Source organism: Vibrio porteresiae DSM 19223 (genome assembly GCF_024347055.1).
GTDB classification, from domain to species: Bacteria; Pseudomonadota; Gammaproteobacteria; order Enterobacterales; family Vibrionaceae; genus Vibrio; species Vibrio porteresiae.
In genome coordinates this window covers 2,927,162-2,940,056 of sequence record NZ_AP024895.1, presented here as the reverse complement: position 1 = coordinate 2,940,056, position 12,895 = coordinate 2,927,162, and the positions used below count along the sequence as shown (strand labels likewise).

The following is a 12,895-nucleotide window of genomic DNA, read 5'->3' as shown; positions in this document are numbered from 1 at the left end:
CCAGAAACATTAAGGATTCGAGGTAAAATACCATGGCATACAGCGAAAAAGTAATTGACCACTATGAGAACCCGCGCAACGTTGGCTCATTCGACAAAGAAGATCCAAGCGTCGGTAGTGGTATGGTAGGTGCGCCTGCTTGTGGTGACGTTATGCGTCTGCAAATCAAGGTATCTCCTGAAGGTATCATTGAAGATGCAAAATTTAAAACCTATGGCTGTGGCAGTGCTATCGCATCTAGCTCACTCGTAACTGAATGGGTAAAAGGTAAGTCTCTTGATGAAGCGGCAGCGATCAAAAATGCTGAAATTGCTGAAGAGCTAGAGTTGCCACCAGTGAAAGTTCACTGTTCAATTTTGGCTGAAGATGCAATCAAAGCAGCGGTTGCTGACTACAAGAAAAAACATCAATAGTCATTTGCCAGCGAGTGGGAGATAATCCCACTCTGTTTATTAATTTAGATTACTAAGGTTGTAGTATGGCCATTACCCTATCAGAGAGCGCAGCGAATCGTGTGAGATCTTTTCTCGATAATCGTGGAAAAGGGATCGGCTTACGTCTAGGCGTAAGAACGACGGGTTGTTCTGGAATGGCGTACGTACTGGAGTTCGTTGATGAACTTAACGAAGAAGACCAGGTTTTTGAGAACAATGGCGTGAAAGTTATTGTTGATACCAAAAGTTTGGTTTACCTCGACGGTACTCAGCTGGATTACAAAAAAGAAGGGTTAAACGAAGGTTTTGAGTTTAACAACCCAAACGTCAAAGGCGAATGTGGTTGTGGTGAAAGCTTCAACGTTTAACGGTTAATCCTCGGTAGTTCGGAACGTTCACTTGCGTTCCGAAGCCGAAATAAAGGACCGGCTTCTGTTATGAATTATTTCGAATTATTTGGGCTACCAACTCAGTTTGCACTGGATGGTAGCCTTCTTTCTTCTCAATTTAGAGAGTTACAAAAACGTTTTCATCCGGACAATTTTGCTGCTGCTTCTGAACGTGACCGTTTAATGGCAGTGCAAAAGGCTGCGGAGATCAACGATGCCTATCAAGTGTTAAAAGCCCCGATTAGCCGGGCTGAATATCTTATTTTATTGCACGGCATCGAATTACGTGGTGAACAGCAAACCCTTCAAGATCCAATGTTTCTCATGGAACAGATGGAGCTGCGCGAAGAGCTTGAGGCAGTAGAACAAAGTGCTGATGCTGAAAGTGCCTTGTTTGATTTTGACAGTAAAGTTTCGCGTATGTTGAAAAGCTATCTCCAACTAGTGGAACAACAGTTGAACGATGCCACATGGGACATCGCTGCTGACACCGTACGTAAGCTGAAATTTATCGCAAAATTAAAAGATGAAGTGGCCAAAGTAGAAGAAAAACTACTCGGCTAATTCAAGAACAAGGACCCATCCATGGCATTACTTCAAATTGCAGAACCAGGTCAAAGCTCTGCTCCGCATCAACATAAATTGGCGGTAGGGATCGATCTTGGGACGACCAATTCCTTAGTGGCCTCTGTACGCAGTGGTACCGCGATTACTCTTAATGATGTTGAGGGACGTAGCATTCTTCCTTCGATTGTGAACTATTCACAAGAAGAGGTATGCGTCGGTTATGAAGCGCGTGAACGTGCAAAAGTGGATCCAGAGAACACCGTAATTTCGGTAAAACGTCTTCTTGGTCGCTCGCTTAGCGACATTCAAGCGCGTTACCCAAATTTGCCTTATCGTTTTAAAGCGAGTGAGAAAGGCTTGCCAATCATCGAGACTGCGCAAGGTGATCGTAATCCAATTCAGATTTCAGCCGACATCCTACGTTCTTTAGGCGCTCGAGCAGAAGAAGCACTCAATGGTGAGCTAGCTGGTGTGGTTATCACGGTTCCAGCATACTTCGATGACGCGCAGCGTGCGGGTACTAAAGATGCGGCGAATTTGGCAGGATTGCATGTGCTGCGTTTGCTCAATGAACCGACGGCTGCAGCAATTGCCTACGGTCTAGATTCTGGTCAAGAAGGCGTAATTGCAGTTTATGATTTGGGTGGCGGTACTTTTGATATCTCCATTTTGCGTTTATCCAAAGGCGTTTTTGAAGTTCTTGCCACGGGTGGCGATTCTGCTTTAGGTGGCGATGACTTTGACCATTTAGTTGCTGATCATTTAAAAGAGCAGATGGGCCTTAGCGGTAAACTTAGTGCCGAAGATTATCGAGCACTGCTTAACGCTGCAACTCAAGCGAAGATTGATTTGTCGACGCAAGAACAGGCATCTATCGATGTATTGGGCTGGCAAGGTACTTTAGCTCGCGAAGAGCTAAATGATCTGATCACGCCACTGGTTAAGAAAACCTTGATGTCTTGTCGTCGCGCTCTACGAGATGCCGATGTCACAAACGATGATGTTCTTGAAGTCGTTATGGTGGGTGGTTCAACACGTACGCTACTTGTTCGTGAAATGGTTGGCGAATTCTTTGGTCGCACACCACTAACCAGTATCAACCCAGACGAAGTGGTTGCGATTGGTGCTGCTTTGCAAGCTGATGTGTTAGTCGGTAATAAGCCTGATGCAGAAATGCTGCTGCTGGATGTGATTCCTCTCTCCCTTGGTATTGAAACCATGGGTGGTTTGGTGGAAAAAATCATCCCGCGTAATACCACTATCCCTGTTGCTCGTGCTCAGGAATTTACCACCTTTAAAGATGGTCAAACTGGGATGAGCGTGCACGTAGTGCAAGGCGAGCGTGAATTGGTCGATGACTGTCGTTCACTAGCACGTTTCTCGCTAAAAGGTATTCCACCAATGGCAGCTGGCGCTGCACATATCCGCGTGACTTACCAAGTTGATGCTGACGGATTGCTGTCTGTCACAGCGATGGAAAAAAGCACTGGCGTTCAATCAGAGATTCAAGTGAAGCCTTCTTACGGTTTGAGCGATGATGAAGTGGCTAATATGCTGCGTGATTCAATGAGCTTCGCTGAAGAAGACATGAAAGCTCGTGCTCTTGTTGAACAACGTGTTGAAGCGGATCGTGTGATTGAAAGTTTACTGTCTGCACTTCAAGCGGACGGTGATGAATTGTTGTCAGAACAAGAGCGCGCTCTGCTTCTGGCTGCGATTGAAAACCTGATTCAACTGCGCAATGGCGATAATGCTGACGCGATTGAACAGGGCATTAAAGAGACTGATAAAGCAAGCCAAGACTTTGCTTCACGCCGCATGGATAAATCCATTCGTGCTGCACTAGCCGGCCATTCGGTTGACGAGATATAAGAGAAAAGATCATGCCTAAAATTATTGTTTTACCTCATGAAGATTTATGCCCTGAAGGTGCAGAGTTTGAAGCCCAACCAGGTGAATCTGTACTGAATGCGGCATTGAAAAATGGTATCGAAATTGATCACGCTTGCGAAAAATCGTGTGCATGTACAACATGCCATGTCATTATTCGTGAAGGCTTCGATTCGTTAAATGAAAGCGATGAACTGGAAGACGACATGTTAGATAAAGCATGGGGTTTAGAGCCAGAGTCGCGATTGAGCTGCCAAGCTTGCGTTGCGGATGAAGACTTAGTGATTGAGATCCCTAAATATTCTCTTAACCACGCGAAAGAAGATCATTAATTTTAAGCATACGCCGTCGTATTAGATAACCGTGCGACGCCAATATTAGGACTGGAACTATTATGAAATGGACAGATTCGCTCGATATCGCGATTGAACTGTGTGAACAGTACCCTGATGTTGATCCTAAAACGGTTCGTTTTACCGATTTACATCAGTGGATCATGGACTTGGATGATTTTGAAGATGATCCAGAACGTTCCAATGAGAAAATCCTTGAAGCGATCATTTTATGCTGGATGGACGAGCGAGATTAAATATTTCCTGTAATAGGAAAGATAATCTAGGCGAGTTCGCCGTTTTAAAGCAAAATAACGGGCCCTCGGGTCCGTTTTTTTATATTTGATTCAGCTTAAACAGAGTTGACATTTTGCCCTGGCAAAATGCTACCATCAAAGAGTTACTTACTAAATGGCATAGGTTAAAGCCATACTTATAAGACAAGGAGAAACCATGTCTACACAGATGTCCGTTTTTATCAGCAATGATAGTGCTCAGCCTCAATGGGGAGAAGGTGCGCTACTTTCTTACTCTGAACAAGGTGCAACGATTCACTTAAAAGGTGAAAACGATCTTGTTGCGATTCAACGCGCAGCGCGCAAATTTGATGGTCAAAGCATCCGTCAAATCCTGTTAGCGGGAGAGGGTTGGAACCTCGAAACAATTTGGGCTTTCTATCAAGGTTACCGTGAGCCTAAAAAACGCAATCAGCTAGAATGGACACCACTTGCTCAAGCTGAACAAAACGAATTGAACGCACGCATCAAATCAACAGATTGGGCATGTGACATTATCAACAAGAGTGCTGAAGAAGTGGCACCTCGCCAACTTGCCACCATGGCGGGCGAGTTCATCAAATCACTTGCTCCAGAGCACGTAACTTACCGCATCGTAAAAGATAAAGATCTTCTTACTGAAGGTTGGGAAGGTATTTACGCCGTTGGTCGTGGTTCAGAACGTACTTCTGCAATGCTGCAGCTAGACTTCAACCCAACCGGTAAAGAAGACGCTCCAGTTTATGCGTGTTTGGTGGGTAAAGGTATCACCTTTGACTCAGGCGGTTACAGCATCAAACCATCTAACTTCATGACTTCTATGAAGTCAGACATGGGTGGTTCAGGTATGGTGACTGGCGCTCTAGCACTCGCTATTCTGCGTGGCTTTAATAAGCGCGTTAAATTGATCCTATGCTGCGCTGAAAACATGATTTCAGGTCGCGCACTTAAACTGGGTGACATCATCACTTATAAAAACGGTAAAACCGTTGAAGTGATGAACACCGACGCAGAAGGTCGTTTGGTGTTGGCTGATGGCCTGATTTACGCAAGCGAACAAAACCCAGAAATGATCATCGATTGCGCCACACTAACTGGTGCAGCGAAGAACGCTTTAGGCAATGATTTCCATGCGTTGCTAAGCTTTGACGAAGCATTTTCACAAAAAGCACTTGCCTCAGCAAAAGAAGAGAATGAAGGTTTGTGGGCTCTGCCGCTGTGCGATTTCCACCGTGATATGCTGCCTTCAGCCTTTGCGGATATGTCTAACATTGCTTCTGGTGATTATGTTCCTGGAGCAAGTACAGCCGCTGCGTTCTTGTCATACTTTGTCGAAGGTTATGAAAAAGGTTGGTTGCACTTTGACTGTGCTGCGACTTACCGTAAATCATCTACCGACAAGTGGGCCGCTGGCGCAACAGGCATTGGTGTGAAAACCTTAGCTAATATTTTGATGAAATAAGTCGTCGTATCCTAAAAAGTCAGCCGCAGACGGCCATGTGCCGTCTGTTCATTCAGCTCTTTTATTGGCTTTTGTGATGAATTTCATTACATAAAATACAACAAGTTATCTATGCTTTATCTAGCCAGCTTGATTGTGGCCACTCTCAGGGTTGAGTAAACAAAACTATAAAATCAAAACGAGAAGGAAAGACATCTTATGGCTCTAGAAAGAACATTTTCTATCATCAAACCTGACGCAGTTGAACGTAACTTGATCGGTGAGATTTACCATCGTATCGAAAAAGCGGGTCTGCGTATTATCGCCGCAAAAATGGTGCATTTAACCGAAGAGCAGGCGAGTGGTTTTTATGCTGAGCATGAAGGCAAAGCATTTTTTGATGATCTCAAAGCATTCATGACTTCTGGACCGATCATGGTTCAAGTTCTTGAAGGTGAGAGCGCGATTACTCGTTACCGTGAACTGATGGGGAAAACCAACCCAGAAGAAGCCGCGTGCGGTACTTTGCGTAACGATTATGCGCTAAGCATGCGTAAAAACTCGGTTCATGGCAGTGATAGCCCAGCTTCAGCCGCTCGTGAAATTGAGTTCTTTTTCCCTGCTGCGGAAATTTGTCCTCGCCCTTAATCCGGTGATTTTGATAAGAAAGCTCCTGTATTAGGAGCTTTTTTTTGCCAGAGATCTTTTCTGGTTGTTTTTTAATCAATGAGTTGTCATTACCATAGAAAAAACGGGGCTTTGCGGCACTTGTTGTCGCTGCGTAAAGGCTGTACAATTCGCGCCCTTAATTCTTGTTCCATCTTTGAGAGGCCTTCATGACAATTGAGAAAGTCAATCTACTCGACTTTGATCGCACTAGTATGCGTGCATTTTTCGCTGAAGAACTAGGTGAGAAAGCATTTCGTGCCGATCAGGTCATGAAGTGGATTTATCACTTTGGTTGTGATGATTTCGAAAAGATGAGCAACATTAACAAACAGCTGCGCGAAAAACTGCAATCTAAATGCGAAATTCGTGCACCTTATGTTTCTGCTGCACAGCACTCATCTGACGGCACCATCAAATGGGCAATGCGCGTCGGTGACCAAGACGTTGAAACCGTCTATATCCCAGAAGACGATCGCGCTACTTTGTGTGTTTCTTCTCAAGTAGGTTGTGCTTTGGAATGTAAATTCTGTTCAACCGCTCAACAAGGTTTTAACCGTAACTTACGTGTATCTGAGATCATTGGTCAGGTATGGCGTGCGGCTCGCGAAATTGGTTTAGAAAAAGAAACCGGTCGTCGCCCAATTACCAACGTGGTAATGATGGGCATGGGCGAGCCACTGTTGAACATGAAAAACCTTATCCCAGCGTTGGAGATCATGTTAGATGATCTTGGCTTTGGACTATCAAAACGTCGCGTTACTGTATCGACGTCTGGTGTGGTCTCTGGGCTAGAGCAAATGATTGGTAAAATCGACGTTGCATTGGCGATTTCTTTACACGCGCCAAACGATAAGTTGCGTAGCGATATTATGCCAATTAACGATCGTTGGAATATCGAAACCTTCTTAGAAACCGTTCGTCGTTACCTTGCTACATCAAATGCTAACCGCGGCAAAGTGACTGTGGAGTATGTATTGCTTGACCATGTTAATGATGGTACTGAGCATGCGGAAGAGCTGGCGCGCTTAATGAAAGGTACGCCGTGTAAGATTAACTTGATTCCGTTTAACCCATACCCAGGCTCACCTTATAAAAAGCCAAGTAACTCACGCATTGACCGTTTCCAGAAAACCTTGATGCAATACGAGCACACTGTAACTGTACGTAAAACTCGCGGTGATGATATCGATGCGGCATGTGGCCAGTTGGTTGGGGATGTTATTGACCGTACCAAACGAACTAAAGCAAAAGAGTTCGACTCACTCGCTATTCCAGTTAAAGCGGTTTAAACCGATCGAATAAATTATCAACAGGCCAGAGTTTATCTGGCCTGTTTTTTATCTTTTTGTGCCTATTTTCCCCATTCAATTTGTTAAATTAACGAAAAACCTTGACCAGTTTGCAATTTCTTGCCCAATTCCTTGTTGTTTAACGTCTAATATCTATTAGAATGATTCACTATTCTCAAAATTGAATTTGAGACATCGTTGGAAAACAACGTTGGAGAAGTTTCACCTTGTTGAAGTCATGAGTTATAGCTAAAACTAACTCTAATAAAAATCGATAAGCTGGCTTTTGACTTGGACATCAAAATACGAGATTGATATCGCGGATGAATACAGAACAGCAAGACGACATTCAAATGGAATGCAACACGTTACAACCAGGAACGTTGTTGAAGAACAAACGGGAAGAGTTAGGTTTAAGCCAAAAACAAATTGCTGCTCGTTTACGCTTAAAAGAAACGATCATTATTAGTATTGAAAATAATGAATTCGATTCAGAGCAAGTGGCTACGTTTACGCGTGGCTATCTTCGTTCGTACGCAAAAGCTGTCGGTATTACCGATAAAGAGATCCTTGAGTCTTATAAAGAACATTGCTCGGTTGTACCTCAAGAACAGCCGATGCAAAGCTTTTCTAAGAAGACCAAACGTGAACAGCATGATCATCGCATCATGGTGCTAACTTGGGGTATTTTGATCGTTTTAATTGGCATGTCTTCGCTGTGGTGGTGGCAAAATAGTCATCAAGACACGTTAACACCGCAAGCGCCTAAACCAACCGTGCAAGCTGAGCCTGCCTCTCCTGTAGATGAAAAAACAGCAGCAGAGCAGACCAAAGATGATGACTTCGCTACGGTGAGTTCGCTGAGTCAGCAACAAGAAGCGACAGACGCAGAACCTGAAAGCGCAGAAGATGATGTGCCACCGGCTGAAGTCGATACTCCAGAAGATGAAGCGCCAGCAGCACCTGTCGCTCCAGCTAAACCTACATCTCCAACTCAAACCAAAGTGGCTCCAAAAGTTCAAGCTCCTGTTGAAACTGCCCAAACGCCTGCGCCAGTTTTGATTTCAAATCCTGGTGAAATGACCATGGTATTTACAGCCGATTGTTGGATTCAAGTGACCGACGCTAACGGTAAAACGTTAGCGACTGGCGTCAAAAAAGAAGGTCAGTCTTTGAACCTACATGGCGACAAGCCATTTAAAGTCGTTTTAGGTGCTCCAGAAGCCGTTCAAATGACATTTGCGAGTGAACCTGTCGACCTTTCTCGGTATACTTCCGGCAAAGTAGCAAGATTGACCTTACCTTAGACAATTACTATGCAGCACGAGTCTCCAATCAAACGTCGTAAATCGACACGTATTTACGTGGGTAATGTACCCATTGGCGATGGTGCGCCCATCGCTGTTCAATCTATGACGAATACTCGTACAACTGACGTAGATGCGACAGTTGCGCAAATTCGTTCTTTAGAAAAAGTCGGCGCGGATATTGTTCGCGTATCGGTTCCAACCATGGACGCCGCTGAAGCGTTCAAACTCATCAAACAGCAAGTTTCTGTTCCTCTAGTGGCAGATATTCACTTTGACTACCGTATTGCGTTAAAAGTGGCTGAATATGGTGTGGACTGTTTGCGTATTAACCCTGGTAACATCGGTAACGAAAGTCGTATCCGTTCAGTGGTGGATTGTGCGCGCGACAAAAATATCCCTATCCGTATTGGTGTAAATGGCGGTTCTTTAGAAAAAGACCTTCAAGAAAAATATGGCGAGCCAACCCCACAAGCTTTGCTGGAATCTGCAATGCGTCATGTGGATATTTTGGATCGCCTGAATTTTGATCAATTTAAAGTCAGTGTTAAAGCGTCTGACGTTTTCCTTGCTGTGGACGCATATCGTCTGTTAGCAAAACAGATTGATCAACCTTTGCACCTTGGTATTACTGAAGCGGGCGGTGCTCGTGCTGGTGCGGTGAAATCTGCTGTGGGCTTAGGCCTACTACTGGCTGAAGGCATTGGTGATACCTTGCGTATCTCTTTGGCTGCCAATCCAGTGGAAGAGATTAAAGTCGGATTTGATATCCTCAAATCTCTGCGTATTCGCTCACGTGGCATCAACTTTATTGCCTGCCCAACTTGTTCTCGACAAGAATTTGATGTGATTGGAACAGTAAACGCATTGGAACAGCGTCTTGAAGACATTCTGACTCCAATGGATGTTTCAGTCATTGGCTGTGTTGTTAATGGTCCTGGTGAAGCAGAAGCTGCTCATCTTGGACTGGCTGGGAGCAACAAGAAAAGTGCTCTTTACGAAGATGGCGTACGTCAGAAAGAACGTTTCGACAACGATAATCTGATCGACCAACTCGAAGCGAGAATTCGCGCTAAAGCCGCTTTGCTCGATGAAAAAAATCGCATCGAAGTGAAGCAATTAGACAACGATTAATCTCAACGAAATTACGGTAAGTATTGTGGCTAAGACTATCCAAGCAATTCGAGGCATGAACGATTGCCTCCCAACCCAGTCTCCGCTTTGGCAAAAAGCAGAAGGCATCATTAAAAATGTAATTAGCGCATATGGCTATAGCGAAGTGCGTATGCCTATCGTTGAGATGACTCATCTGTTCAAACGTGCGATTGGCGAAGTGACCGACGTGGTTGAGAAAGAGATGTACACCTTTGATGACAATGGTGACAGCCTAACTCTTCGCCCTGAAGGTACGGCGGGTTGTGTTCGTTCTGGTATCGAAAATGGCCTACTTTACAACCAAGAACAACGCCTATGGTACATGGGCCCAATGTTCCGTCATGAACGTCCTCAGAAAGGTCGTTACCGTCAATTCCACCAATGTGGTGTAGAAGTGTTTGGTATCGATGGCCCAGATGTGGATGCTGAGCTGATCATGATGACTGCGCGTCTATGGCGTGAACTCGGTATTGCAGAACACCTACGTTTGGAATTGAACTCAATTGGTTCTCTTGAAGCTCGTGGTAACTACCGTACAGCACTGATTGCGTTCCTTGAACAGCACGAAGAAGTGTTGGACGAAGATGCCAAACGTCGTATGTACACCAACCCTCTGCGTGTTCTTGATACTAAGAACCAAGACATTCAGGCGATCTTGGGTGATGCACCTAAACTCTCTGATTACTTAGATGAAGAATCTAAGCAACATTTTGCTGGTCTATGTGAACTTCTTGACGCTGCAGGTATCGAATACACGGTAAATGAACGTTTAGTACGTGGTTTGGATTACTACAACCGTACCGTATTTGAATGGATCACTGAAAGCTTAGGTGCTCAAGGTACTGTTTGTGGTGGTGGTCGTTATGACGGCTTGGTTGAACAACTAGGTGGAAAAGCAACGCCAGCTGTAGGTTTTGCTATGGGTCTAGAACGTCTAGTTCTCATGCTTGAAACTCTAGGTAACCAAGAAGTTCGTCGCGCAGTGGATGTGTACCTTGTTACTGGTGGCGAAGGTACCATGATGGCAGGTATGAAGCTTGCTGAAAAACTACGTGAACAAGTACCAGGCTTACGCGTAATGAACCACTGCGGTGGCGGTAACTTTAAGAAACAATTTAAACGCGCGGACAAAGTCGGTGCGGCAGTTGCTTTGGTATTAGGTGAAGACGAAGTTGCACAAGGCACTGTTGTTTTGAAAGATCTCGCTGGTGGCGAGCAAACAACTGTTGCTCAAGGTGATATCGCAGCTCAATTGGCTCATCTCGTCTAAACGTACTAATTGTTGAGACATCTTATTTAAGAAGGACAGGAAGTGGAACTCTACGATACTGAAGAACAGACAGTTGAAGCGATCAAAGATTGGTGGAAACAGAACGGTACTGCTGTTGTTATTGGCGCTGTAATCGGTCTTGGTGGTCTATTTGGCTGGCGTTATTACCATAACTCTATGGTGGCTGAACAAGAATCAGCATCGGCGAATTACACCAAAATTGTTCAGACTCTTGCAGCTCAAGGCGTAAAAGCGGATCAAGATATCCAAAATTACATCGATGCGAACAAAGACACGCAATACGCAGTGTTGGCAGCCACTCAATTGGCAAAAGTGCAAATTGAAGCGGGTAAATTGGATGATGCTCTAACTCAACTTCAATGGGCTCAACAACATACTGATGATGCTGCATTAAGTTCTGTGATTACGTTCCGTGTTGCTCGAGTTCAAGCTGAACTGGGTAAATATGACGAAGCGTTAAAAACCTTAGAAGGCATTAAAGATCAGAGCCTAACAGGTCGTGTAGCTGAGCTACGTGGCGATGTACTGATGCGTAAAGGCGATAAAGCGGGGGCTTACACGGCGTACACTGAAGCGCAACAAGCTCACGATGCAAGTCAAACGCTACAGATGAAACTGGACGATCTAGCTAAATAAGGGAACCTGAGTTGATGAATAAGATGTTCAACAAGGTACTGCTGTCGATGTCTGTATTGGGGCTGTTGGCTGGTTGTGCTGGTGAAGAAGATAACGTGGTTATGGCGCCGGTTCCTCAAGTGCAAAACCAATTTTCTTCAAACACAGATTGGAGTGCTTCAATTGGATCAGGTGTGGGTCAGTACTTTTCTGAACTTACTCCGGTTGTCAATTATGGCAAAGTGTTTGTCGCTGCGCGTGATGGATTAGTTAAAGCACTTGATCCAAAAACCGGTGATACACTCTGGGAAACTGATCTAGAAGAAGATGACACAGCGCGTCTCTCTGGCGGTATTTCTGCTGCGTACGGGCTCATTTATATCGGCAGTGAAAATGGTACTGTTTTCGCGTTAGATGAAAAAACTGGCGAGAAAAAATGGTCAGCGGAAGTGGATGGTGAAGTATTAGCTGCACCCGCTACCGATGATAGCCTGGTTATGGTGAATACCAGTCGTGGCACTTTGGTGGCGCTTGATCATGAAGATGGTAAGCAACGTTGGGTGATTAACACTGAAGTTCCAACACTGACGTTGCGCGGTGATAGCCAACCTATTGCGTTTTCTGGTGGTGTGTTCTGGGGAACTCCTTCTGGTCGTCTAGCTGCAGCAATTGTTGAACGTGGTCAGCTGATTTGGCAACAGCCAATTGGTCAGCCTAAAGGTGCGACAGAGATTGATCGTTTAGTGGATGTGGATGCATCGCCATTACTGATCGGTTCTAATCTATACACCATTGGTTTCAATGGTCAGTTAGTCGCAATCGACCTCCGTTCAGGCAATCCTATTTGGAAGCGTAATTACTCGTCTTCGAAAAATATGGCAACCGACGGTAGTAAAGTGTATTTAGTGACAGATAACGATCACCTCGTTGCCGTTGATGCACGTAGTGGTACTGAACTTTGGAAAAACACTAAGTTAGAAAACCGTTTACTGACGCCGCCTGCCATGATCGACGGCTATATAGTTGTTGGTGATGCGCAAGGTTATCTGTACTGGATCAATCCAGAAACCGGTGATTTTGCTGCTGAAGATGATATTGATAGCAGCGGTTTCTCTGTTGCGCCTATCGCTCTAGATGACGGATTCGTTGTTGTGACTCGTGATGGTTCTGTAAAGAAACTGACGATCAAACATTAATTCGTGATATAATTCACAAACGGCTCCTGGTTGGAAACAGCTAGG

The 12,895-nt window shown here is 44.8% G+C and carries 14 protein-coding genes; all 14 read left to right on the top strand.

The window, feature by feature from the left end; translation table 11 throughout:
* The first annotated feature begins 32 nt into the window (after positions 1 to 32).
* The 14 genes from iscU to bamB all read left to right on the top strand — a co-directional run bounded on the left by iscU (position 33) and on the right by bamB (position 12,850).
* Entirely contained in the window at positions 33 to 413 is a 381-nt protein-coding gene (gene iscU / locus OCV11_RS13395; protein ID WP_261893442.1) for a Fe-S cluster assembly scaffold IscU, read from the top strand.
* Between the two features lie 65 nt (positions 414 to 478).
* A complete protein-coding gene (gene iscA / locus OCV11_RS13390; RefSeq protein WP_261893440.1) occupies positions 479 to 802 on the top strand; it encodes an iron-sulfur cluster assembly protein IscA in 324 nt (107 codons plus the stop codon).
* Positions 803 to 871: 69 nt separating this feature from the next.
* Complete coding sequence (gene hscB / locus OCV11_RS13385) at positions 872 to 1,387, top strand: co-chaperone HscB (RefSeq protein WP_261893438.1); 516 nt, start codon at positions 872 to 874, stop codon at positions 1,385 to 1,387.
* 21 nt (positions 1,388 to 1,408) lie between these two features.
* Positions 1,409 to 3,262: a Fe-S protein assembly chaperone HscA gene (gene hscA / locus OCV11_RS13380; protein WP_261893437.1), complete on the top strand. Its 1,854-nt coding sequence runs from the start codon at positions 1,409 to 1,411 to the stop codon at positions 3,260 to 3,262.
* Between the two features lie 11 nt (positions 3,263 to 3,273).
* On the top strand, positions 3,274 to 3,612 hold the full coding sequence (gene fdx, locus OCV11_RS13375; protein WP_261893435.1) for an ISC system 2Fe-2S type ferredoxin: 339 nt from the start codon (positions 3,274 to 3,276) through the stop codon (positions 3,610 to 3,612).
* A 62-nt stretch (positions 3,613 to 3,674) separates the two neighbouring features.
* Complete coding sequence (gene iscX / locus OCV11_RS13370; RefSeq protein WP_261893433.1) at positions 3,675 to 3,869, top strand: Fe-S cluster assembly protein IscX; 195 nt, start codon at positions 3,675 to 3,677, stop codon at positions 3,867 to 3,869.
* Between the two features lie 196 nt (positions 3,870 to 4,065).
* Complete coding sequence (pepB, locus tag OCV11_RS13365) at positions 4,066 to 5,349, top strand: aminopeptidase PepB (protein ID WP_261893432.1); 1,284 nt, start codon at positions 4,066 to 4,068, stop codon at positions 5,347 to 5,349.
* A 198-nt stretch (positions 5,350 to 5,547) separates the two neighbouring features.
* Entirely contained in the window at positions 5,548 to 5,976 is a 429-nt protein-coding gene (gene ndk, locus OCV11_RS13360; protein WP_261893431.1) for a nucleoside-diphosphate kinase, read from the top strand.
* 188 nt (positions 5,977 to 6,164) lie between these two features.
* Positions 6,165 to 7,286: a bifunctional tRNA (adenosine(37)-C2)-methyltransferase TrmG/ribosomal RNA large subunit methyltransferase RlmN gene (locus OCV11_RS13355; RefSeq protein ID WP_261893429.1), complete on the top strand. Its 1,122-nt coding sequence runs from the start codon at positions 6,165 to 6,167 to the stop codon at positions 7,284 to 7,286.
* A gap of 323 nt (positions 7,287 to 7,609) precedes the next feature.
* The gene (rodZ, locus tag OCV11_RS13350) at positions 7,610 to 8,593 is read left to right on the top strand and encodes a cytoskeleton protein RodZ (protein WP_261893426.1); all 984 of its coding nucleotides are present in this window, start codon (positions 7,610 to 7,612) and stop codon (positions 8,591 to 8,593) included.
* A gap of 9 nt (positions 8,594 to 8,602) precedes the next feature.
* Positions 8,603 to 9,727: a flavodoxin-dependent (E)-4-hydroxy-3-methylbut-2-enyl-diphosphate synthase gene (gene ispG, locus OCV11_RS13345; RefSeq protein ID WP_261893425.1), complete on the top strand. Its 1,125-nt coding sequence runs from the start codon at positions 8,603 to 8,605 to the stop codon at positions 9,725 to 9,727.
* Positions 9,728 to 9,752: 25 nt separating this feature from the next.
* Positions 9,753 to 11,018, top strand: a complete 1,266-nt coding sequence (hisS, locus tag OCV11_RS13340; protein WP_261893424.1) for a histidine--tRNA ligase — start codon at positions 9,753 to 9,755, stop codon at positions 11,016 to 11,018.
* Between the two features lie 42 nt (positions 11,019 to 11,060).
* Complete coding sequence (locus tag OCV11_RS13335) at positions 11,061 to 11,675, top strand: YfgM family protein (protein ID WP_261893423.1); 615 nt, start codon at positions 11,061 to 11,063, stop codon at positions 11,673 to 11,675.
* 14 nt (positions 11,676 to 11,689) lie between these two features.
* Positions 11,690 to 12,850 carry an outer membrane protein assembly factor BamB gene (gene bamB / locus OCV11_RS13330; RefSeq protein ID WP_261893422.1) on the top strand — a complete coding sequence of 387 codons (1,161 nt, stop codon included), beginning with the start codon at positions 11,690 to 11,692 and terminating at the stop codon, positions 12,848 to 12,850.
* Positions 12,851 to 12,895: the final 45 nt, after the last annotated feature.

Bases quoted from the DNA above. Each gene is read 5' to 3' on its own strand.
- iscU (WP_261893442.1), top strand. From the start codon at position 33: ATGGCATACAGCGAAAAAGTAATTGACCACTATGAGAACCCGCGCAAC.
- iscA (WP_261893440.1), top strand. From the start codon at position 479: ATGGCCATTACCCTATCAGAGAGCGCAGCGAATCGTGTGAGATCTTTT.
- hscB (WP_261893438.1), top strand. From the start codon at position 872: ATGAATTATTTCGAATTATTTGGGCTACCAACTCAGTTTGCACTGGAT.
- hscA (WP_261893437.1), top strand. From the start codon at position 1,409: ATGGCATTACTTCAAATTGCAGAACCAGGTCAAAGCTCTGCTCCGCAT.
- fdx (WP_261893435.1), top strand. From the start codon at position 3,274: ATGCCTAAAATTATTGTTTTACCTCATGAAGATTTATGCCCTGAAGGT.
- iscX (WP_261893433.1), top strand. From the start codon at position 3,675: ATGAAATGGACAGATTCGCTCGATATCGCGATTGAACTGTGTGAACAG.
- pepB (WP_261893432.1), top strand. From the start codon at position 4,066: ATGTCTACACAGATGTCCGTTTTTATCAGCAATGATAGTGCTCAGCCT.
- ndk (WP_261893431.1), top strand. From the start codon at position 5,548: ATGGCTCTAGAAAGAACATTTTCTATCATCAAACCTGACGCAGTTGAA.
- OCV11_RS13355 (WP_261893429.1), top strand. From the start codon at position 6,165: ATGACAATTGAGAAAGTCAATCTACTCGACTTTGATCGCACTAGTATG.
- rodZ (WP_261893426.1), top strand. From the start codon at position 7,610: ATGAATACAGAACAGCAAGACGACATTCAAATGGAATGCAACACGTTA.
- ispG (WP_261893425.1), top strand. From the start codon at position 8,603: ATGCAGCACGAGTCTCCAATCAAACGTCGTAAATCGACACGTATTTAC.
- bamB (WP_261893422.1), top strand. From the start codon at position 11,690: ATGAATAAGATGTTCAACAAGGTACTGCTGTCGATGTCTGTATTGGGG.